This is a genomic window from Zymobacter palmae, assembly GCF_003610015.1.
GTDB lineage: Bacteria > Pseudomonadota > Gammaproteobacteria > Pseudomonadales > Halomonadaceae > Zymobacter > Zymobacter palmae.
On the sequence record NZ_AP018933.1, the window covers coordinates 952,361 to 972,628 of the forward strand.

The 20,268-nt window shown below is 58.7% G+C and carries 19 protein-coding genes and 1 other RNA gene; 12 read left to right on the forward strand and 8 right to left on the reverse strand.

Going from position 1 to position 20,268, the window contains the following annotated elements:
- Positions 1–24: 24 nt before the first annotated feature.
- Together ZBT109_RS04185 and ZBT109_RS04190 are read right to left on the reverse strand one after the other, a co-directional pair.
- Complete coding sequence (locus ZBT109_RS04185; RefSeq protein ID WP_027705311.1) at positions 25–3,270, reverse strand: AAA family ATPase; 3,246 nt, start codon at positions 3,268–3,270, stop codon at positions 25–27.
- Positions 3,267–4,514 carry an exonuclease SbcCD subunit D gene (locus ZBT109_RS04190; protein WP_027705312.1) on the reverse strand — a complete coding sequence of 416 codons (1,248 nt, stop codon included), beginning with the start codon at positions 4,512–4,514 and terminating at the stop codon, positions 3,267–3,269. Before ZBT109_RS04190 ends, ZBT109_RS04185 begins: the two co-directional genes overlap by 4 nt.
- A gap of 187 nt (positions 4,515–4,701) precedes the next feature.
- Here ZBT109_RS04190 and ZBT109_RS04195 point away from each other — a divergent pair, with 187 nt between their 5' ends.
- A complete protein-coding gene (locus ZBT109_RS04195) occupies positions 4,702–5,679 on the forward strand; it encodes an NADPH:quinone reductase (RefSeq protein WP_027705313.1) in 978 nt (325 codons plus the stop codon).
- A gap of 117 nt (positions 5,680–5,796) precedes the next feature.
- Here the strand turns inward: ZBT109_RS04195 and ZBT109_RS04200 are convergent, their stop codons facing one another.
- The gene (locus ZBT109_RS04200) at positions 5,797–6,240 is read right to left on the reverse strand and encodes a ZapG family protein (protein ID WP_027705314.1); all 444 of its coding nucleotides are present in this window, start codon (positions 6,238–6,240) and stop codon (positions 5,797–5,799) included.
- 402 nt (positions 6,241–6,642) lie between these two features.
- Between ZBT109_RS04200 and rplM the strand changes: the two genes are divergently transcribed.
- The 4 genes from rplM to ZBT109_RS04220 all read left to right on the forward strand — a co-directional run bounded on the left by rplM (position 6,643) and on the right by ZBT109_RS04220 (position 8,861).
- Positions 6,643–7,071, forward strand: coding sequence for a 50S ribosomal protein L13 (gene rplM / locus ZBT109_RS04205; RefSeq protein WP_027705315.1), 429 nt, complete (start codon positions 6,643–6,645; stop codon positions 7,069–7,071).
- A gap of 16 nt (positions 7,072–7,087) precedes the next feature.
- Entirely contained in the window at positions 7,088–7,480 is a 393-nt protein-coding gene (rpsI, locus tag ZBT109_RS04210) for a 30S ribosomal protein S9 (protein WP_179949543.1), read from the forward strand.
- Positions 7,481–7,658: 178 nt separating this feature from the next.
- Positions 7,659–8,291, forward strand: a complete 633-nt coding sequence (locus tag ZBT109_RS04215; protein ID WP_027705317.1) for a glutathione S-transferase N-terminal domain-containing protein — start codon at positions 7,659–7,661, stop codon at positions 8,289–8,291.
- Positions 8,292–8,363: 72 nt separating this feature from the next.
- Complete coding sequence (locus ZBT109_RS04220) at positions 8,364–8,861, forward strand: ClpXP protease specificity-enhancing factor (protein WP_027705318.1); 498 nt, start codon at positions 8,364–8,366, stop codon at positions 8,859–8,861.
- Positions 8,862–9,003: 142 nt separating this feature from the next.
- Here the strand turns inward: ZBT109_RS04220 and ZBT109_RS04225 are convergent, their stop codons facing one another.
- The 4 genes from ZBT109_RS04225 to ZBT109_RS04240 all read right to left on the reverse strand — a co-directional run bounded on the left by ZBT109_RS04225 (position 9,004) and on the right by ZBT109_RS04240 (position 12,449).
- The gene (locus ZBT109_RS04225; RefSeq protein WP_170144688.1) at positions 9,004–9,558 is read right to left on the reverse strand and encodes a BON domain-containing protein; all 555 of its coding nucleotides are present in this window, start codon (positions 9,556–9,558) and stop codon (positions 9,004–9,006) included.
- Between the two features lie 73 nt (positions 9,559–9,631).
- Positions 9,632–10,225, reverse strand: coding sequence for a phosphoheptose isomerase (locus ZBT109_RS04230; RefSeq protein ID WP_027705319.1), 594 nt, complete (start codon positions 10,223–10,225; stop codon positions 9,632–9,634).
- Positions 10,226–10,266: 41 nt separating this feature from the next.
- Positions 10,267–10,647, reverse strand: coding sequence for a YraN family protein (locus ZBT109_RS04235; RefSeq protein ID WP_232012864.1), 381 nt, complete (start codon positions 10,645–10,647; stop codon positions 10,267–10,269).
- On the reverse strand, positions 10,644–12,449 hold the full coding sequence (locus ZBT109_RS04240; RefSeq protein WP_027705321.1) for a penicillin-binding protein activator: 1,806 nt from the start codon (positions 12,447–12,449) through the stop codon (positions 10,644–10,646). Before ZBT109_RS04240 ends, ZBT109_RS04235 begins: the two co-directional genes overlap by 4 nt.
- Before the next feature lie 251 nt (positions 12,450–12,700).
- On the opposite strand from ZBT109_RS04240, the gene rsmI reads away from it, so the two are divergent.
- On the forward strand, positions 12,701–13,549 hold the full coding sequence (gene rsmI / locus ZBT109_RS04245) for a 16S rRNA (cytidine(1402)-2'-O)-methyltransferase (protein WP_027705322.1): 849 nt from the start codon (positions 12,701–12,703) through the stop codon (positions 13,547–13,549).
- 95 nt (positions 13,550–13,644) lie between these two features.
- Positions 13,645–13,995, forward strand: an RNA gene (gene rnpB, locus ZBT109_RS04250) — RNase P RNA component class A.
- A 50-nt stretch (positions 13,996–14,045) separates the two neighbouring features.
- Here the strand turns inward: rnpB and ZBT109_RS04255 are convergent.
- Positions 14,046–14,234, reverse strand: a complete 189-nt coding sequence (locus tag ZBT109_RS04255) for a hypothetical protein (protein ID WP_027705323.1) — start codon at positions 14,232–14,234, stop codon at positions 14,046–14,048.
- On the opposite strand from ZBT109_RS04255, the gene rsmH reads away from it, so the two are divergent.
- Genes rsmH through ZBT109_RS04280 form a run of 5 tightly spaced genes read left to right on the forward strand, consistent with a single transcriptional unit; the run spans position 14,233 to position 20,249 of the window.
- Positions 14,233–15,174, forward strand: a complete 942-nt coding sequence (gene rsmH, locus ZBT109_RS04260; protein ID WP_027705324.1) for a 16S rRNA (cytosine(1402)-N(4))-methyltransferase RsmH — start codon at positions 14,233–14,235, stop codon at positions 15,172–15,174. The genes ZBT109_RS04255 and rsmH overlap by 2 nt on opposite strands.
- A 10-nt stretch (positions 15,175–15,184) precedes the next feature.
- Positions 15,185–15,523 carry a cell division protein FtsL gene (gene ftsL / locus ZBT109_RS04265; protein WP_197714366.1) on the forward strand — a complete coding sequence of 113 codons (339 nt, stop codon included), beginning with the start codon at positions 15,185–15,187 and terminating at the stop codon, positions 15,521–15,523.
- On the forward strand, positions 15,520–17,349 hold the full coding sequence (locus tag ZBT109_RS04270) for a peptidoglycan D,D-transpeptidase FtsI family protein (RefSeq protein WP_084261816.1): 1,830 nt from the start codon (positions 15,520–15,522) through the stop codon (positions 17,347–17,349). The genes ftsL and ZBT109_RS04270 overlap by 4 nt, the downstream gene beginning before the upstream one ends.
- A 27-nt stretch (positions 17,350–17,376) precedes the next feature.
- Positions 17,377–18,882, forward strand: coding sequence for a UDP-N-acetylmuramoyl-L-alanyl-D-glutamate--2,6-diaminopimelate ligase (locus tag ZBT109_RS04275; protein ID WP_120185331.1), 1,506 nt, complete (start codon positions 17,377–17,379; stop codon positions 18,880–18,882).
- Positions 18,879–20,249, forward strand: a complete 1,371-nt coding sequence (locus tag ZBT109_RS04280; protein ID WP_232012865.1) for a UDP-N-acetylmuramoyl-tripeptide--D-alanyl-D-alanine ligase — start codon at positions 18,879–18,881, stop codon at positions 20,247–20,249. Before ZBT109_RS04275 ends, ZBT109_RS04280 begins: the two co-directional genes overlap by 4 nt.
- The last annotated feature ends 19 nt before the right edge of the window (positions 20,250–20,268 follow it).

Genomic DNA, 20,268 nt, shown 5'->3' on the forward strand with positions numbered 1-20,268 from the left:
ATACGCATGGCCCCAGATGTCGCGTTAGCCGAGATCAAGCAGCGAGCGTGGCGAGGATATCCTGAGGTGGCTTGATCCTTCTCTGCCACCCGGGCACACCTGCACCTGTACGGGAATACGTTCATGCAGTTCCTGTACGTGTGAAATGATGCCTACCTGACGGCCCTGTGCCTGCAGTGCTTCGAGTGCGTCCATTGCCATGGCGCGAGCGCGGGTATCCAGACTGCCGAACCCTTCATCAATGAACAGCGTGCCGATCAGCAATCGGTCCGATGCCATGGCGGCTAGGCCGAGTGCTAGCGCTAGCGATACAAGAAACGTTTCTCCCCCCGACAGCGAATGCACAGAGCGCTCTTCATCCCCCATTTCTCGATCGACGATCATCAGCCCCAGTTCTGTGCCGCCGCGCTTAAGACTGAAGCGGCGAGCCAGTGTCTGCAGGTGATGGTTGGCATGCACGACCAGCATGTCCAGGTGCCACTGCTGGGCCATTTTCCGGAAAAGGGCGCCGTCTGCTGAGCCGATCAGGCCGCTGATTTTGCCCCAACGCTTCAGTTCCTGCTCGGCGTGTTGGTGTTGATCGGTGAGTTCGGCATAGCGCTGACGTCGCTGGTCATCTTCCCGTTGGCGTGACCGAGCCGCTTCGTGACGCTCCTGATGAGCCTCTACCTGTTGGCGTTGAGTCTGCTGGCGTTCATCAACCTTAATCAGCTGTTCGTCCAGTGTATTCAGCAGAGTGGTAGGAGTATCAAGCAGGGGACGTTGGTCATCATCAAGCTGGATGTCGCACTGCTGCCGATAAGTTCGCTGACGGATATCGGCATCGTGGCGTGCGCTGTCGAGCCGAGTGAGGGTCTCTTTCAGCGCGTGGTGTTCGTGTGGCGTGATGGTCAGTAGGTGTGCCAGTGCTTCATCGCTCTGCCAGGCCGGTGGTTGAGTGGTGCGCCACTCGTCCACTTGAGCCGTGAGTGTTTCCAAACGTGAGCAGTGGGTTAGCCATTGCGCATGGTGTTCCTGCTGCGCGCGACGCGTGGAGTCTTGCTCTGTGCGGCAGCGTTCAAATTGTTCCAGTGCGGCTTGCTCGCTGTCGCGGGCTTGCTGGAGTGTGGCATCACGAGCCGTTTTCCACGCGCGCGCGGAGGTGTGAGTACCCAGCTGGTCGCTCAGCTTGGTTTGCTCGGCCTCTATTCTCTGTTCCAACCGTTCATACTGGCGCTCGACGTCGAGTCGTTGAGCGCTACCGTGTTGCTGCGCGCCCTCGATGCGTTGGCGTTGCTGTTCCGCATCCTGCAGTTGTTCTTCCAGTGAATGGATGCGCGCAATGCAGTCGTCGAGTGCTTCAACCTGTCGTATGGCACGTTGATGGCGCTGCTGAATGCCCTCCACGCGTGATCGACAGTGAATGAGCGGATAGACGGTTTCCGTTGCTATCAGTTGCGCGATGATCTGGTGTGCCTGCTCGCTGTGAGCCTTAGCTTTCGTCAATGCCAGTTCTGCTTCGTGGCGTTGCCGCTGTGCGTTCTCGTACTGCTCGCGAGCAGTCTCTAGGGCCTGTCTCGCGGGCTCAAGCTGTTGCCGTACAGCTTCGCGTTGCGCCTCGACCAGCGCCATCGCGGTCGGCGGTGGGAGCGTATGCTCGCTGCTGCCGCAGACTGGACAGGGAGCTGAATCGCTGAGCAGGTGGCGCAGTGCCGCCAGCGTCTGTTCGCTGTAGGCCAGCAGTGCATCATGCAGGCGCTGATGATGGGCGGTGGCGTATGTCAGCGCTTGTTCTGTTTGTTGGCAGCATTGTTGGCGCTGTGAGAGGGCCGCATCGGCTCGCTGCTGTTGGACAAGGTAATCGTCAAGCTGCTGCTGATGGGAGGCCAACCGCTGGGCGGTGTCCTGTCGCTGTATCCAGCGCTGGCGCTGCTGATCGAGCGCGCTCATGCGTTGGCGCAGTGAATGCAGGCGCTGTGATGGCGGAAGTGTTGTCAGTGATGCACGCTGCTGGCGTAGAGCGTTGAGGCGTGAGAGGTCATCGTGATGAGCATCGTCGAGCTGCTTCAGCTGTTCGAGTCTCTGGTGCTGCTGTTCATCGAGCGTTGCTCGTAAATCCGAGGTCTCTTGGCGTTGCTGGCAGAGGTGCTGGAGCTGCTGCTCCCGTGCCAGTGCTGCGTCCAGTCGGGGGGCTTCTTCGCGCTGCTGTTCCTCAAGTATCTGGCGTTGTTGTCGGGCCTGTGACCAAGCCTGTTCCGTGAGTGCGGTGGCTGATGCGGCACCATCAGCAGCGAGAGTGCGCCGTTGCTCCTCGGCACTCAGTGCTGTGTGGCGTCGCTGCTGCTCGCGACATTCCTGTAGTGTTTCTCTAATTGATGCGAAGCGGTCAAGCGCCACACATTGCTCGCGCTGGTCTTCGCTCTGCTGCCACTGTAGGTCAAGTGCCGCAAAGGCTTGCTGCTGCGAGTGGTAGTCGTGAACCAGAGTACGTCGTTGGTTCAGTTGGCGGTGCTGCTCTTCCAATGCCTTCAATTGAGCGCGGTGGTGCTCCAGATGGCTATACGCCTGATGAACGGCGTCATTCAGTTGGGCGCGCTCCGTTTCATCGCAAGGGCGGGTCTGTTCTAAGTGCGAGGCTAGCTCAGCATGCTGTTGCTTGGTCTCACGGTACTGCTGGTAGGCACGGCGCGAAATACGCGAATAGATATCGCTGTCGGTCAGGCGCTCCAACAGCGCACTGCGATCGTTGTCGTTAGCTTTGAGAAAAGCGCTGAACTCAGCCTGCGCCAGCAGAACAGCGCGGGTGAACTGATCAAAACTCAACCCGAGTACCTCAGGCAGCTTGCGACTGAAATCTTGTTTACCATCCGTGATGAGCTGTTCTTCAGGATCAAGGCGACGCAGTACCTGAGTGCTGTTTTGGATCTTACCGGTAACCGAGTTGCGCGCGCGGCGGACGCTCCATGAGGCGGTGTAGCGCACGTTATCGACGCCCATGAACGTCACTTCGGCGAATGCATGGGTGCAGCCGCGGCGCAGCAAAGTGCGAGGGTCGCGCAGCTGAACGCTATCGTCCTGTGGCAGTGTGCCTGCGCCGGGCATCTGGCGCAGGCGTGGGGTGCTGCCGAACAGGGCAAGGCACATGGCGTCGAGTAATGTGCTTTTGCCTGAGCCTGTTGGCCCGGTGATGGCGAACAGGCCGCACTCTGAAAGCGGTGAGCGGGTGAAATCAAGCGTGTGTTCGCCTGCGAACGCTGCCAGATTGCATAGACGCAGGGTCAATATCTTCATGCGTCCTCCTCATCGTGAACATGCTGGATCAGCCAAGCGACATCCTGTTGGACCTGTTCGTCTGGAGGCTGTCCATAGCGCTGTTGCCAATGGTGAATAAACAAACCTTCGGGGCCCATTTCAGCCAGCTGCTGCTCGGCCTGAAGTGCTTGCTGTTGGTCGTCATCATCGGAGGGATAGTGGGCTGTTAGCGCCACCAAACGCACCTTGAGATCGCTCAGGCACTGCTCGACGTGATGGCGCAGGTCGGGGCGTGGGGCTTCCAGCCGCACTCTAATCTGAAGCCATGGCCATGTGTCGCGGCGATCAGGGGCTTCGGGTTCGGGTAAGTCGTTCAGGGCGGCAGGCAGCTCTTCCAGTGCAATCGGTCCCACAATGACCATCGGTACGCTAAGTGGTACCTCATGCACGTATAGTTCCGGTGGTAGCAGGTCATCCTGCAATGTCAGTTCGATCACCTGGTGGTGGTAATGGCGCTCGGAAAAATCCAGTGGATAGGGTGAGCCCGCGTAGCGAATATGCGCTGCACCTACCTGCTGAGCGCGATGTAGGTGGCCTAGCGCCACATAGTCGATGGCGGCAGGGAACAGGGCGGACGATGACAGAGCTTCTTCTCCGCCGACCACGATGGGACGTTCGCTGTCTTCCGATACCTTGCCGCCCTGTAGATGAAGATGGGCCATGGCGATCAAGGCCTGCCCTGGCTGACGCTGGGCTATGCCGTGTTCGCACAGCTGGTGATGAAGTGCGGAGGCACGCTCGGCATAGTCGAGTGGGTGCTGGCACACCTCTGATGGCCGAAGGAACGGCATTGCCAGGCACCATGCGCGTACTGCGCCGTTGGCGTCCGTCAGTGGGACGCACAGATCATCAAGGTTTGGCTGGCGCTCGCCCGTGGCGGTGCTACACCAGTGCAGGCGTCCGAAGGCATGTGTGCGCAGTGACTGCATCAGCGGGGCGGGCAGTTCAATGCGGGCTCCGCTATCGTGGTTGCCCGCGATCATAACAATGGTCAGTGCCGGACACTGATGGTGCAGTTCAACGATGAAGTCGTACAGTAGACGCTGAGCACGTATCGATGGTGATGCGACATCGAAGATATCGCCGGCGATCAGCAGCGCGTCTATTTTCCGCGCAACGATGAGCGTGCGCAGCCAATCCAGAAATCGTTGCTGTTCATAGAGGCGGTCATGGCCGTGGAACTGCTGTCCCAGATGCCAGTCTGCCGTGTGAAGAATGCGCATGCCTTATCCTGATGAGTCGGTGCGGTATGATGTGAGGCGCAGCGAGTAGCCGAAAATCAAGGTGTTCGGCAGGTATCGATATGCCCTAAGGCATGATGTGAGTATAGGGTGTCATGATAAGACATCTGTAAGGGCGTTGCCGACCCTGCAAGCACAACAAGGCATAGTTCGAGAGGAGAGAATGACAATGGCAGTACGAGTGCAATTTAAGCAGCATGGTGGGCCTGAAGTGCTGGAGCTGGTGACGTTCGAGCCGCAAGCGCCGGGCAGGGGCGAGGTCCGCGTACGCAATGAAGCCATCGGCATGAACTTCATCGATATTTACTATCGTGAAGGGCTCTATCCGGTCGATAGTTTTCCGGCGGGGCTAGGCGGCGAAGGGGCTGGTGTTATTGATGCTGTTGGGGAGGGTGTCAGCGGTTTCGCAGTAGGTGATCGCGTGGCCTATGCATCGGTTGGGCGTGGTGCCTACGCCGACCAGCTGTGTTTGCCTGCCAGTCGTCTGGTGCATCTGCCTGATGATATCAGCTGTGAGCAAGCGGCTGCGGTCATGGTGAAAGGGTTGACCGTTCAGTATCTATTCCGTCAGACCTATCCGCTCAAGGCTGGCGACACCGTTCTTTTCCATGCGGCGGCGGGTGGCGTTGGCACCATTGCTTGCCAGTGGGCGCGTGCGATGGGCGTCAAGCTGATCGGTACGGTCAGCACAGATGAAAAGGCGCAGCTGGCCAAGTCGCTGGGGGCATGGGCCACGATCAACTATGCCAAGGAATCTGTGCCTGAGCGTGTACTGGCGCTGACAGAAGGGCGCAAGTGTCCGGTTGTCTATGACTCCGTGGGCATGGCCACGTGGGAAGATTCGCTCGATTGTCTTGAGCCCCGAGGTTTGATGGTCAGCTTTGGCAATGCCTCCGGCCCAGTGACGGGAGTGGATCTGGGTATTCTGAACCGTAAGGGATCCCTGTTCGTCACGCGCCCAACGCTGAAGCATTACGCTGACACGCCCGAGCACACGCAGGCGATGAGCGATGAGCTGTTCCAGCTGATTCGCGAAGGTCATATTGATGCTACGCCGCGCAACCGTTTTGCGTTGAAGGACGTTCGGCATGCTCAGGAAGCGCTGGCGTCACGGGCGCTGATGGGACTGCACGTATTGTTGCCTTGATGAGTCTATGGGGAAAGGGGACGGATACCGCCCATACAATGAAAAAGGCTGCCTTTATGGCAGCCTTTTGTTTGCGATTTTTTTAACTGTGTTTTCCGTCGGGCGGACGGGGAGGCTTCAGTAACGCGGCGGTTGCAGGTCATCGTTCTGGCGTGCATCCGACGGTGACGATAGCGGGGAGGTATCTACCTCTTCGGCATAGTCGCGTGGAGCATGCAGGGACAGAGCCGCTTCTTCCTCTTCTTCCGTCATAGCGCTCTGCCCGTTGAGCAGGCGCACGCGGCGCTTCAGTTCGATATCGCTATCGAGCAGCTGGGTCTCGCGGGCCAGTAGCTGGTTGAGCTGTTGGCTCTGCGTGTGCAGCTGTTCGGCCATGTCGGTGACCTGGCTCAAGTGCTGGTGCATGTGCGTGTGCATCTGGTCGATTTCGCGGTCACGCTCGGCCAGCATCTGGCGGTAGTAGTTACTGCCACGGCCCAGCAGCTTGTGCAGAAGTGCACCCGCGCCGACGCCGATCAGCAGGGCAATAATGATCAGGATGATGCTCAAGCTCGTACTCATGGAATCCTTTTCTCCGCAGCGGCAGGCCGGTCTTGCAGCGTGCCTGTTGGGCTTGAGTGCACTGACCGTGACGACGGTAGGCACTGGTGCGTTGAGGTCCTGCCCACATTATACGTGTCAGGCGGCTCTCATACACCACTTAGGGGAAGTTTTCATCTTATCAAGCTTCCTCAAAGGTGCATGGTTTATCTCTCAATGCAGCTAAAAAAGGGTGTGAGAGGGGCTTACACCGCTTCAAAGTCTCGGGTATACTACGCGCTCGCTCATTGTTGTCGATCGTTGGCAGGGCACCCGTGAGGGCGCAAGCGTTCGAGTCGACAACTCAAGAAAAATAGGGATTGGTGAGCATCACTTGGCCATTTTAGGCTTTGCGATCAAACACCCGAACAAGGTATTTTCTCGATGAAAACGTTCAGCGCTACCCCGCAGACCGTTAAGCGCGACTGGTACGTCGTCGACGCTACGGACAAGACGCTTGGCCGCCTGGCAACCGAACTGGCACGCCGTCTGCGTGGCAAGCACAAGCCCGAATACACTCCTCACGTTGATACTGGCGACTACATCGTTGTCATCAACGCTGAGAAAGTGCGCGTTACTGGTAAGAAAGGTGGCGCAAAACAGTACTACCGTCACACCGGTTACCCGGGTGGTCTGCGTTCCATGAGTTTCGATCAGTTGATCGACCACGCTCCTGAGCGTGTTCTCGAACTCGCAGTCAAAGGCATGCTGCCGAAAGGCCCGCTGGGTCGTGCCATGCACAAGAAGCTCAAGGTTTATGCCGGTGAAAACCACCCGCATACTGCTCAGCAGCCTCTAGAACTGAACATCTGATCTGACAGGGAATTACATCATGGCACAGCAGTACTACGGAACGGGTCGCCGTAAGACCTCTACCGCACGCGTGTTCCTGAAAGCGGGCACTGGCAAGATCGTTGTCAACCAGCGTGAACTCGACACCTACTTCGGTCGTCCGACCGCTCGTCTGGTGGTTCGTCAGCCGCTGGAACTGACTCAGACTTCTGAGCAGTTCGATCTGTACATCACCGTCGCTGGTGGTGGTGCTTCTTCTCAGGCTGGTGCTATCCGTCACGGTATCGCACGCGCGCTGATGGACTACAACGAAGACCTGCGTCCTTCTCTGCGCGCAGCTGGCTTCGTTACCCGCGATGCTCGTAAGGTCGAACGTAAGAAGGTCGGTCTGCGCAAAGCACGTCGTCGTCCGCAGTTCTCCAAACGTTAATCGTTACTGGAGCCCTGTGGCGGGCGTTGCCTGTTGCACCGACAAATCGCCTGTCCCCTTCGGGGGCGGGCGATTTTCGTCTGTATGGCATATGCCAACAGGCGGGTACGGCCCTGGGCGCCCCGTAATGGGCCATAACATGGTATAATCGGGGCAATATCATTGTGAGGAGATTCCAATGGGTGTCGTAGCCAAGCGTTCTTCCATGACGTTCTATACCGGCAGCAACGACCATAAAAGTCATCGTGTCAGGATCGTGCTGGCCGAGAAAGGCGTATCTGTCGATATTCTGGAAGTGGATGACAACAATCCGCCTGCAGAATTGGCTGACCATAATCCTTACAACAGCGTACCGACGCTGGTGGATCGTGATCTGGCGCTCTATGAGTCCAAGGTCATGATGGAGTATCTGGATGAGCGCTTCCCGCATCCGCCGCTGTTGCCGGTCTATCCCGTTGCGCGTGCCCAAAGCCGTCTGTGGATGTTCCGCATTGAGCGTGAATGGAGCAGCAAGCTGGATATCCTGATGACCGGTAACGGTACCAAGAAGGAAATTGATCAGGCTCGCAAATCTCTGCGTGAAAGCCTGATTGGCATCAGCCCGATTTTTGAAGATCTGCCTTATTTCATGAGCGAAGAGTTCTCGCTGGTGGATTGCTGCATGGCGCCTATCCTGTGGCGTCTGCCCAGTGTCGGTATCGATCTTCCCGAGAAGCAGTGCCGTCCTCTGCTAGGCTATATGCAGCGCCTGTTTGAGCGTGAGTCCTTCCAGGAATCATTGCTGGACAGCGAGCGCGAGCTGCGTTCCTAAGCGCGAAACGTCAAGGTGAGCTGGCCTTTCCAAAGGCTGGCCGCCACGACCCTCCCGAGTTCCGAGGTCACTATGCTTTCTAGTCGCCCCTATATTGCCCGAGCGCTGTATGAATGGCTGCTTGATAACGACAACACGCCATACGTCGTCGTTGATGCCATGCAGGAGGACGTGGTTGTGCCGCGTCAGTTCGTGCAGAACGGACAGATCGTGCTTAATATCGCGCCGTCAGCGGTGCGCGATCTGGATATCAGCAATGAAATGATCACTTTCAACGCCAGTTTTAGCGGCGAGCCCATGCAAGTATGGGTGCCGATCATGGCGCTGGTTGCGGTGTACTCCAAGGAAAACGGGGCCGGGATGGTCTTTGGGCACGAGCCGGTTATTCCTGCGCCCACAGAAGACGAGCTGGATGAAGATGCGCCTAAGCTTGAAAGCGTGCCGAAGGCTTCCGACGAGCCGAAGCAGGCGCCTGTCTTGTCGTCTTCTGAGCATGATGATGACACGCCGCCGCCGAGTGGCGGTGGGCGTCCGCCGAAAGGTCGGCCTGCACTGCGCGTAGTTAAGTAGTCTTACGCATAAGCTTGTGGAACGATGAAAAGCCCGATGCATTCAATGCGTCGGGCTTTTTTTATGCTGCGTATGCGTAGGAGGAGGGTTGGCTTGGGTGAGCATGGGCGCTCAGCGTTTGCTTGGCCTCTTGCCTTGGATGTCAATCGACGTATTCGAATGCTTTTACTACACCGCTGACGCCATCAACCTGTGCTGCGATGCGGGCGAGGCCGTCGGCTTCGTAGCGCTGGATGGCACCCATGAGAAAGACGATCCCGTTTTCGGTGACGACGTGAACACGTGACAGTGATGACAGTGTGGAGTTATCGATACCGCGATTCACGCGAGCAGTGATCATACTGTCGGAAATGCGCCGCCATGTCGGAGTGTTGTCGCCGACCGTCAGTCCATTGTAGACGCCGCGTACGCCGCCTGCGCTGTGGGCAATTTCGTCTGCGCGGTTGATCATGCCTTGAAGCGGTACCTGTCCAGACAGCACGATATAGCCATTAAAGACATCGACGTTGACGTGGCTAGTCGAGAAGCCCTGCGCGTCGTTTAGACGCATCTTGATGGTGTCAGCAATCGCGTTGTCGGCGTTGACGGTATCGGTGCTGCGTGCTGGCCCCAGTGTGTTGGGTGAGCCGGTAGTGACGCAGCCTGATAGGCCAAGCAGTGCGCACAGCGCTGCCGCGGGCAGAAATCCTTTCTTCATGATGATCATGGTCTCTCTCTCGTGAAACCTTGGGCGATTTAGAACGTCACTGTCATGATCGCGCAGGCGTATTTCATTCTTCCAAGCCAAAGAGCTGTTGATCAATTAGATCGACCAAACTGTGGATGACCAACAGGTGAGTTTCGTGAATGCGAGCCGACGATGTGGCTGGCACGCGAATCTCACAGTCTTCCTGTCCTAGCAGTGAGGACATATCGCCACCGTCGCGCCCACTAAGCGCAACGACGGACATTTCACGGTCGTGTGCGGCTTGGATGGCCTGGATGACGTTGGCTGAATTGCCTGTCGTTGACAGGACCATCAGGATGTCGCCGGGCTGACCTAGGGCGCGTACTTGACGCGAGAAGATGTCGCTATAACTGGCGCTGTTGGCTATCGAGCTCATGACCGGGTTGTCGGTGGTCAGTGCTAGTCCCGGAAGTCCGGGGCGCTCGCGCTCTTCACTATTGATCATTGATGCGGCAAAAAGTTGGCATAGCGCGGCGCTGCCGCCGTTGCCGCAGGCCAGTACCTTGCCGTCGTTGATCAGACATTGGACCATCATATGGCTGGCAATCTCGATGAACGTGGGCAGAACTTCGCTCGCATAGGTCTTGGTGTCGATGCTGGCGTTGAACTGGTCGAGGATGCGGTTCTGAAAATCCATGGTCGTGAACGGCTCAAAGAGTGAATGAAAGTGGATGATGCTCAGCAGGCGTCGAAGGCGTGGCGCATCCAGGTGATGTCGGGGGCCTGAACGGTGCCGCTGAGGCCGATGATATCGAAGCGGCAAGGCATATCCAGTGCATGCTGCATCAGATAGTGCTGTGCCGCTAGAATGAGTCGCTGCTGCTTGCGAGGGGTGACGCTGTCGAAAGGTGAGCCATGCTGGCTGTGCTGGCGATAGCGTACTTCGACGAATACGCAAGTGTCACGATCGGTCATGACCAGATCAAGCTCGCCGTAGCGAGCGTGATGGTTGCGAGTGCGCAGTTGCAGACCGTGACGTTCGAGGTAGCGGCATGCCAGTGTTTCCATCCGCTGCCCAAGTGCGCGTCCGCGCGGTGCGGGCAGCGGAGGCGGAGTCACGACTGAGATGTGGGCTGGGCCGGTGTCGGACGGCCTTGCTGGAAGCGTGCCCATGGCAGCTGGCGCTGGAAGCGGTGATTGGCATCCAGTTGAAGCGTGCCGGTTGCACCTTCGAGTTTCGTGTCGGGGCTATCGTTGAAGCGTGCCAGACGCTGTGCCAGTTCGTAGGCATCGACCCCCATGGCATTGAGCTTCAGCAATGTGATGCTGGCCTTGCCGTCGGCATTGAGGCGCTGATAGCTGTCCTTATAAGGCATGGGGTTGCTATCGCTGTAGAGCTCGGGCAGATACCATGGGATGTTCGGGAACAGGACGCCGTTCAGATCGCTATCCTGAGAGGCATTGGCGCGGCCGGTATAAACGTGAGAGGTCGCGTAGATCGGCAGGTTGTCCATATGCAGGTATTTCAGGAATGGCGGTACCTGACGAGCGTATTCCGGCATGGCGAACATGAATACCATTTGCGGGCGGCCAGCCGAGGCGAGCGTCTTCACGCTGCCTGATACCGGTGCGGTTGGTGCGTAGCGCACCGCTGTCATGATCTGGTGATTCTGGTATTGCCACTGTTGGCGGAAGGCATCTTCGACACGGTGTCCCCAGTCATTGTCGGGGGTCAGTAGGCTGGCCTGAGAGAGGCCTGCGTCGCCTGCGGACTGTGCCGCTTGGCGTGCTTCGTCTTCGGCGGACAGGCCGTACTCATAGAGCGACTGCGTGGCGTTCTGGGCGCTGCTGCCGTAGTTGAGCGCCAGCGTTGGCAGTGTGACATCGCTGCGTGATTCGAGGGCGGTGACGGCATCTTTGTCGAGCGGCCCAATCACGACCTGTGCCCCTTTGGCCTTGGCCTGGGCATACAGATCGTCGATCGTTGCCGTTGTCGTATCGTAGTAATCGACGTCCGGTGCGGGCTGCCCGGCGCTCAGAAGTGCACTGCGTTGCGTGTCGATACCGGCCTTGATTGCTTTGGCCAAGGGGGCGAGCGAGCCGCTCTGAGGTAGGAATACAGCAATGCGCGTAGGTGTGCCTGTCGGTGCCTGAGCATTGCTTGATGGCGTATCTGTGCTCGCGGGTGGCGTGACGACAGCGGCAAGGCCGGCCAGTTGTGCCAGTGCGGCAGGCAGCTGTATGGCGGCGGGGTGTTGGGCGTGACGTTGTTGCCAATCGTGGACGGCGGCCTGTAGCGCATCCTGCTGATTCGTGCTGCGCGCAAGTGCGGACAGTTCCTGCCAGCCGACGCTTAGATCGTCCTTGCCGGGCAGTAGTGACAGTTGGGGGCTGCTCAACAGCTGCAACTGCAGCCATATGGCGTCGTTGTAGCCCGCATCGCCGTTGGCGCGGCGCTGGGCGTCCAGCAACATAGAGGCGGCCTTGAGGTGGTCGCCCTGTTCGCCGAAGGCTTGGGCGCGATAGATGGTCAACTGGCGACGATCTTCGCTAGCAAGCGACAGGTTGGAGTTCTCAAGCAGGGCAACGGCCTTGAAGGTGGCGCCGCTGTTATGCTGTTCAAGCCCCAGTCTGGCGGTAAGCAGTGCCCATTGAATGCGATCTTGAGGGGAAAGCAGACGGTCATCTAGGCTGCTGAGGATCGACAGGGCTAGGCTCTGTTCGCCTTGCTGGGAAAGCAGGGTCGCCGCCTTAAGACGTGTCGCAGTCGCTTGTGGCAGCGGTTGGCTCTGTGCGTCGGTCAGTAGCCGCTCGGGAGAATTGCTGCCGAAGCCGCCAAAGAAAGAAGGCGCTGAGGCACACCCTCCGAGCAAGGTGGCCGTCAATGCGAGGCCGGCCAATCGTTGGAATGCGTCACGCATGGTCTCTTTCCCCAGTCTTCATGTGATTCATATGAGTGTGGCGGTCGTTTTACTCAAGACCTCTGCCTTGAGGTATAGTGCCGCTGGCAGAGCGGCGACGGCCTTGTCGATGTCTGCGCCTTCAGCGGCGCAGACAGTTCCCCTCTGGCCCGAAGCGTAGTCAATTCAGGAGCAATCGCATGTCGCGCAGCAGAACCCTTCATGACTCCCCCCGTCATTCGTCTTCACGCTCAGGTCCGGGAGGCGAAACAATGGGCATATTGTACGTGGTCGCTACGCCGATTGGTAATCTGGATGACATTTCGGTGCGCGCCCGCCAGATTCTATGCCAAGTCGATTTGATCGCAGCAGAAGACACGCGGCACAGTGCACGGTTAATGCAGCATATCGGGGCGAAGGCACCGCTAATCTCGGTGCACGATCATAACGAAAGTGCGCGTATTGAGATGCTGTGCGAACGCCTACAGAACGGACAGGATGTCGCATTGATTAGCGATGCGGGTACGCCGCTGATCTGCGATCCGGGCTATCACGTCGTCAATGCGCTGCGCAGTCGTGGACTGGGCGTTGTACCTGTTCCTGGTCCCTGCGCTTTGATTACGGCACTTTCCGCAGCGGGTTTACCTACTGATCGTTTCCGGTTCGAAGGGTTCCCCAGCGCGAAGCGCGCTGCTCGTCAGGGATTGCTCAAAACACTGCGTGCTGAAACGGCAACTGTAGTGATGTATGAATCGCCGCATCGTATCCGTTATCTACTGGAAGATATCGTTGATACGTTGGGCGAACGGTCGCTAGTACTGGCGCGCGAACTGACCAAGACGTTCGAAACCTTTCTGTCGGGTACGGCGGCAGAGCTGCTGGCGCTGATGGACGAGGACGCGGATCAGACGCGCGGAGAGTTCGTGGTGATGATCGGTGGCCATGTGGCGGCTGACGATGCCCGTGAAGAAGAAGGGGCGTTCGGCAGTACCGAACTGCTTGAAGCGCTGCTAGAAGAAGGCGTAGGAGTGAAGCAGGCGGCAGGGGTTGCCGCACGCCTGCTGGGGGGGCGCAAGCAGCAGTGGTATCAGCAGGCCCAGACGCTGAAAGAACAGCGCTGATCGGCTGAAGATTTGTCGGTCAGAATGATATTTCTGAGCCGATCGTGACATTTACGGTTGAGCCGTCTTGCTGGCACTGGTATTCTCGCGCACTGAAAGTGGCTCAGACAATCGCTGCCGGACTTCGGTCCGGGAGAGGAAAGTCCGGGCTCCATAGGGCAGGATGCCAGGTAACGCCTGGGCGGCGTGAGCCGACGGAAAGTGCAGCAGAGAGCAGACCGCCTAAGCACGCAAGTGCCGGCAAGGGTGAAAGGGTGCGGTAAGAGCGCACCGCGCGGCTGGTAACAGGCGTGGCATGGTAAACCCCATCCGGAGCAAGACCAAATAGGAACCCCATGGTACGGCCCGTACAAGGGTTCGGGTAGGTTGCTTGAGGCGTACGGTGACGTGCGTCCTAGAGGAATGATTGTCCCCGACAAAACCCGGCTTATCGAGCCACTTTCACCTGATTTTCCGATATCCCGTTACATCTCGTAGCCAAAACGCTGCATTTGTTTCACAGCAGCACACGCTTTGTCACGGTAGCGTAGGCACCTGTTGCCGCGGTCATGACGCCCGTCATGGCAAAACCGCTGCCCAGAGCAGATTCCGAGTGTAACGGGCTCTCCATTTTTCTTGCCAGTGTGGTACCCACGGACATCATGTCATCTATGCGCTCGTCTTCTTCATCGGTGACTGACGCCATGGCGCAGTCGTCTCCTTCAACGCCTCATATCAGCGTGCTTCTGGAGGGGGCAGTCGATGCACTGGTACATGACCCTTCCGGCAACTATCTTGATGGCACCTTCGGGCGCGGCGGTCACAGTCGTGCCATACTGAAGAATCTTGCACCTGAAGGGCGCCTGATCGGCATTGATCGTGATCCCGCAGCATTGAAGGCTGGGCAGGCCATCGACGATGCGCGCTTTACGCTCGTACGTTCCTCGTTTTCCGAGCTGGATGACGTGGCGCAGCAGCAAGGCGTGTTCGGTCAGCTGTCGGGCGTTCTGCTCGACATCGGCGTATCTTCGCCGCAGCTTGATGATGCCTCTCGCGGTTTCAGCTTCCTGCGTGACGGTCCTCTGGACATGCGCATGGACCCCGAACATGGTGTGAGCGCTGCGCAGTGGATCGCTGACGCTGAGGAACACGAGATGGCGCGCGTGTTCAAAGAATACGGTGAGGAGCGTTATGCCCGTCGGCTGGCGAAGGCGATCGTTCAGCGTCGCAAGGAACGGCCGTTCCTGCGTACCGTGGATCTGGCTGAAGTTGTCAAGGCTGCTCATCCCGCGTGGGAAAAACACAAACACCCGGCAACGCGCGTCTTCCAGGCCATCCGCATTCATATCAATGATGAATTGGGCCAGTTAGATGCGGCACTTGATGCCGCGCTGGAAGCGCTGGCTCCGGGTGGTGTACTGGTCGTTATTAGCTTCCACTCGTTGGAAGATCGGCGGGTCAAGCGCTTCATTCGTGACAAGGCGCGCGGTGATATTGATATCCCGAAAGGATTACCGCTGCGCGAAGATCAGCTCAATCGGCGGCTGGCGCCTGTTGGCAAGGCACAGCGGCCATCCAAGGAAGAGGTCGACGCCAACCCTAGGGCACGGAGTGCCGTGATGCGGGTGGCGCGCAAATTGGCATAAGGTCTCACTCGTGGTCAAAACTCAGACGCAGGAACAGTCTCCACTGCATCGTCTTCATCGTTTTACGGCGCGTTTGTTCTTTGGGGCATCGCTTGTCAGCATATTTGTGATGTTCTGCGCCGTGCTTGTGACTGCTTTCGTGATTACCACGACGACCCATCAGACCCGAGACCAGTACCGACGCCTGCAGCGCCTTGAGCGTGAGCAGGATGAACTGCAGGCTAACTGGACTCGCCTGCGTCTCGAAGAAGGGACGCACTCTTCTCCTTCCCGTATCGAAGTGGAGGCGCGTAATCGTCTCATGATGCATGTGCCTCAGACGCGTGAGCTTGAGGTGCTGGCCCCATGACTCAGCGCCGCTATTCCTCCTTTTCCTCTCGTCAGTCCTCTTCTTCCAAGCGTAATCCGCTTGGCCCGAGCGCCAGCTGGCGCATGGTGCTGGTGCGCATGATCCTGATTTTGGGACTGTGTGCGCTGATCGGGCGTATCGTCTGGTTGCAGGTGCTTGATCACGACTTCCTGCAGGGACAAGGGGATGCGCGTACCGTGCGCACCGAGATTATCAGCGCCAACCGCGGGGTCATTATGGACCGCGAGGGCGAGCCGCTGGCTGTTTCCACTCCTGTCATCACGCTGATCGGTAACCCTCGTGAAATGTCGATGGAGCGCCAAGACTTGGTCGCACTGGCCAAAGCGCTTGAAGAGCCGTCAATCGAGGCCTTCGTCAACCGGATGGTGGATCAGCACAACCGCAATCGCTCGTTTGTCTATCTGGCGCGTCGCATCACGGCCGATAAGGCTCAGCAGGTACAGGCGCTGAAATTGCCGGGCATCGAATCGCGCAATGAATACAAACGCTACTACCCGGCCGGGGAAGTGACGTCGCAGCTGGTGGGCATCACCGATATTAATGATGAAGGCAGCGAAGGCATGGAGCGTGCCTACAACGAACTGCTGCGCGGTGTGCCCGGCGAGCGCAAGGTACTCAAGGATCGTCGCGGCAACTGGGTGCGCGATATGCCGCTGTTCTTCAAAGAAGCCAGTCCGGGGCGCAATATCCAGCTGTCGATCAGTCTGCGTTTGCAGTATTTGGCGTACCGTGAATTGCTGAACACGGTGCAGGCTCACAATGCCGATGCCGGTTCCATCCTGATTATGAATGCGCGCACGGGTGAGGTGCTGGCCGAGGCCAGCGTGCCGTCCTATAACCCCAATAACATCAGTGGTGGGGTCGAGCGTAACCGCCCGATCACCGATGCGATGGAACCGGGGTCGGTCATGAAGCCCTTGGCGATGGCGACCATTCTGGAGTCGGGCAAGTTCTCTCCAGACATGACGCTCGATACTTCGCCGGGTTACATGCGTCTGGACAACTTCACCATCCGTGATGTGCGCAACTTCGGCAAGCTGACCCTGACTGGGGTCATTACTAAGTCTTCCAACATTGGGATGACTCAACTGGCGCTGGCGTTGCCTAACGATGTGCTGTGGCAGGCCTATCGTCGCATGCGCCTCAATCAGGCGCCCGGCACGGCATTCCCGGGTGAAAGCGCCGGTTCGCTGCCGATTCCTGCTGTGTGGTCGAAATCCACTCGCGCCACGTTGGCTTATGGGTACGGTTTAGCCGTTTCTCAGCTGCAACTGGCCAGTGCCTACACGACGATCGCCAACGACGGCCGCTATCTGAAACCCTCGCTGCTGAAGCTGCCCGAAGCACCGCAGGGCGAGCAGTTGATCCAGCCGCAGACGGCCCACCAAGTGCTGGCGATGATGGAAACCGTCGTCGGGCCATATGGCGGTGCCGGTGGCGCTGCCATCGAAGGCTACCGTGTTGCCGGTAAAAGCGGTACACCACGCAAGCTCAGTGCACAGGGCAAGTATGAGGCCAACTCCCACCGTGCCAATTTTGTTGGCATCGTGCCGGCCACTAACCCGCGCCTGATTATGGTCATCACCATCGACGACTCCAAGCAGGGGGGCTACTACGGTGGGGCCGTGGCCGCGCCGTTGTTTGCCCGTGTGGCTGGGCCTGCACTGCGTATGCTGGATGTGCCGCCTGACGACAAGCGCGATGACGGTGAAAACAGCCGCCATGCCGATGATGCCGTCAAGGTGACCGGTATCCGTCAACCGGGTGCCGCCGAGGCCGCTGCGCGTTCGACCCCTAATGACTGATTCTCTTTAGCTGTGACAGGAATGACGATGGCCCAGTCCGTGCTTTATCCGCGCCCCGATCGAGAGGCGCTTCACTCGTTCATTTCACGTACTTGGCCTCGCGCGTCGCTTGGCGCCCTTGATGCGCTGGCGGCCGATGCCGGTGTGACGCAGGACAGCCGTCAGGCTGCGCCGGGCATGCTGTTTATTGCGGCGATCGGTGCGGCCGGCGATGGTCGCGCTTACATTGAACACGCCCTGGCTCAGGGCGCTGTTGCCGTATTGGCTGAGGCACCGTTTGAAACGGATGATCCACGGGTGATGGTGGTCGATGACCTCAACGCTCACCTGCCTGCGTTGATCGCCGCGCTCTATCCGCAGTCTCAGCAGGGCTGCCATATTGCCGTGACGGGCACCAACGGTAAGAGTTCGGTGACGCACTATATCGTTGAGCTGTTGAATGCACTGGGCGAGCGCGCGGCGCTAATCGGTACGCTGGGAATGGGAGAGCCGGGCCATCTCGTGGCGTCGGGCTTCACTACCCCGCATATGCTGACCGTCGCGCAGCAGGCGGCTCGTTGGCACGCTGATGGCATTCGCTATGTGGTGCTGGAAGCCTCTTCCCATGCGCTGGATCAGGGGCGATTGGACAGCATTCCTCTTCACGCTGGCGTATTCACCAATCTGACCCGCGATCACCTTGATTATCACGGCAGTATGCTGGGCTATGCCGCTGCCAAGGCGCGTCTGTTCAGGCGCCCCGAGCTGCGTTCCGCCATCGTCAATGCACATGATGAACATGTGCGGCTGATGCTGGCAGGCTGCCAGTGCCCGGTTACACGTGTGGATGCGTATGGGGGGGATGCTGATTTCAGCGCTACGGAGTGGCAGCCCACGCATACGGGCCAGCATGTCGAACTGGTGACACCAACGGGCGTTCACTCGATTGATTTGCCGCTGCTAGGCCGTTTCAACCTTGATAATGTGCTGCTAGCGGTCGCTACGCTATACGCGCAGGGATTCGATCTGGCTCGCCTGTTGGCGGCTGCGGCGTCGCTGCATCCCGTGCACGGGCGCATGCATATCATTACCGAGCCGAGTATGCCGGTCGTCGTCGTTGACTACGCACACACGCCGGATGCACTCGACAATGCTCTGACGGCGCTGCATCAGCATGTGCCGGGACGGCTTTGGGCCATCGTCGGCTGCGGTGGTGACCGCGACAACGGTAAGCGTCCACAGATGGCTGCAATCGCTGAGCGACAGGCCGACCATGTCGTGCTCACCGATGACAATCCGCGTACCGAAGACCCCGAGCAGATTCGCCAGCAGATGTTGGCAGGCCTGGAGCATCCTGAGGCGGTCTGGAACATTGGAGATCGTCGTCAAGCCATTATGACGGTCGTGAATGCGGCGGCGGCGGCCGACGTCATCCTTGTTGCCGGTAAAGGGCATGAAGATTATCAGGATATCCAAGGCGTCAAACATCCCTTCGACGATGCTCTAGTCGCGGCTGAAGCTTTGGCGGCGCGTGCCGAGGAGGGTAGGGCATGATGAACGTTACGCTACAGGCGCTGGCAGACGACATTCATGGTTGCTGGACGGGGGCCGCGGGTACGTTGATCACCGCCGTTGGCACTGATACACGCGCTGTTACGTCGGGCATGTTGTTCGTGGCACTGCGCGGTGAACGCTTCGATGGTCATCGCTATGCTCAACAAGCGCTAGAGGCTGGGGCGGTCGCCGTCGTGGTCGATCACGACCTGAGTGAGCAGTACCCCGACGTAGCGGGTCGACAGTTGATCGTCGCCGATACCCGACTGGCGCTGGGGCAACTGGCGGGTGCCGTACGTGACCGCTGGACGGGCACTGTGATTGCATTGACCGGCAACAGCGGCAAGACCACGGTCAAAGAGATGGTACTAACGCTGTTGAGTGAGGCGGTTGGTGAGCAGGCAGTACTGGCGACCGAAGGCAACCTCAACAACGACATCGGTGCACCACTGACGCTGCTGAAATTGCAGCCTCGGCATTGCTATGCGGTGATTGAGCTGGGGGCTAACCATATCGGTGAGATTGCATGGACAGCGGCGCTGGCGCGTCCAGATGTTTCCATTATCACCAACGTGACCGGTGCGCATGTGGGCGAGTTCGGTGGCATGGGCATGATTGCGCAGGCCAAGGGTGAAATTCTCTCTGCGACATCGGTGTCTGGGCATGCTGTTCTTCCGGCTGCTGACCGTTATTTGCCGTTCTGGCAGTCACTTGCATCGCGTCGGATACAGGCTGCTCCGGAACTGTTTGGCCTAGATCACGTCGAAGGCTGGCACGTTCGTGATTGCGTGCCGCTGGCAAACGGCTTCCGTTTCACGCTATGTCATCAGCAGCGTGTAGTGGGAGAGGTCACTTTGCCGATGTTGGGGCGGCACAATGTCGTCAATGCATTGGCGGCCGCCGCTGCAGTACATGCCGTGGGTGTCGAGGATAAAGCCATCGTTGCCGGATTGAGCCGCTGCCGTTCATATGCACAGCGGATGCTGTGTGTTGAAGGGCGGCGTGGGCTGCGGGTGCTGGACGACAGCTACAACGCTAACCCTGGTGCCATGAAGGCGGCGCTGGAGACATTGGTCACTCAGCCTGGCCCCCACTGGTGTTTTATGGGGGCGATGGGCGAGCTGGGTGCGGCTTCGGCTCAGTTGCATACCGATGTTGGCCATTATGCACGGGCGTTGGGCGTATCGCTGGTGACGTTCGGCGATGATGCTCGTGCAGCGGCAGTGGCCGCCGATGGACAGCATTTCGAGGACTGGGACGCACTGGTGGCCTTTGCTCGCCAGTCGCTGCCTGATCATGCCAGCGTGCTGGTCAAGGGTTCGCATGCCATGCATATGGAGCGGCTGGTCGAACAGCTGCGTGCCTGAACGCTGGATTCCCGAGCGC

Coding starts and splice junctions, on each gene's coding strand:
- ZBT109_RS04270 (WP_084261816.1), top strand. CDS start 15,520: ATGACTCAGCGCCGCTATTCCTCCTTTTCCTCTCGTCAGTCCTCTTCT.
- ZBT109_RS04240 (WP_027705321.1), bottom strand. CDS start 12,449: ATGCGTGACGCATTCCAACGATTGGCCGGCCTCGCATTGACGGCCACC.
- rsmH (WP_027705324.1), top strand. CDS start 14,233: ATGGCGCAGTCGTCTCCTTCAACGCCTCATATCAGCGTGCTTCTGGAG.
- rplM (WP_027705315.1), top strand. CDS start 6,643: ATGAAAACGTTCAGCGCTACCCCGCAGACCGTTAAGCGCGACTGGTAC.
- ZBT109_RS04225 (WP_170144688.1), bottom strand. CDS start 9,558: ATGAAGAAAGGATTTCTGCCCGCGGCAGCGCTGTGCGCACTGCTTGGC.
- ZBT109_RS04215 (WP_027705317.1), top strand. CDS start 7,659: ATGGGTGTCGTAGCCAAGCGTTCTTCCATGACGTTCTATACCGGCAGC.
- rsmI (WP_027705322.1), top strand. CDS start 12,701: ATGGGCATATTGTACGTGGTCGCTACGCCGATTGGTAATCTGGATGAC.
- ZBT109_RS04220 (WP_027705318.1), top strand. CDS start 8,364: ATGCTTTCTAGTCGCCCCTATATTGCCCGAGCGCTGTATGAATGGCTG.
- ZBT109_RS04195 (WP_027705313.1), top strand. CDS start 4,702: ATGGCAGTACGAGTGCAATTTAAGCAGCATGGTGGGCCTGAAGTGCTG.
- ZBT109_RS04200 (WP_027705314.1), bottom strand. CDS start 6,240: ATGAGTACGAGCTTGAGCATCATCCTGATCATTATTGCCCTGCTGATC.
- ZBT109_RS04230 (WP_027705319.1), bottom strand. CDS start 10,225: ATGGATTTTCAGAACCGCATCCTCGACCAGTTCAACGCCAGCATCGAC.
- ZBT109_RS04275 (WP_120185331.1), top strand. CDS start 17,377: ATGGCCCAGTCCGTGCTTTATCCGCGCCCCGATCGAGAGGCGCTTCAC.
- ZBT109_RS04280 (WP_232012865.1), top strand. CDS start 18,879: ATGATGAACGTTACGCTACAGGCGCTGGCAGACGACATTCATGGTTGC.
- ZBT109_RS04255 (WP_027705323.1), bottom strand. CDS start 14,234: ATGGCGTCAGTCACCGATGAAGAAGACGAGCGCATAGATGACATGATG.
- ZBT109_RS04185 (WP_027705311.1), bottom strand. CDS start 3,270: ATGAAGATATTGACCCTGCGTCTATGCAATCTGGCAGCGTTCGCAGGC.
- ZBT109_RS04190 (WP_027705312.1), bottom strand. CDS start 4,514: ATGCGCATTCTTCACACGGCAGACTGGCATCTGGGACAGCAGTTCCAC.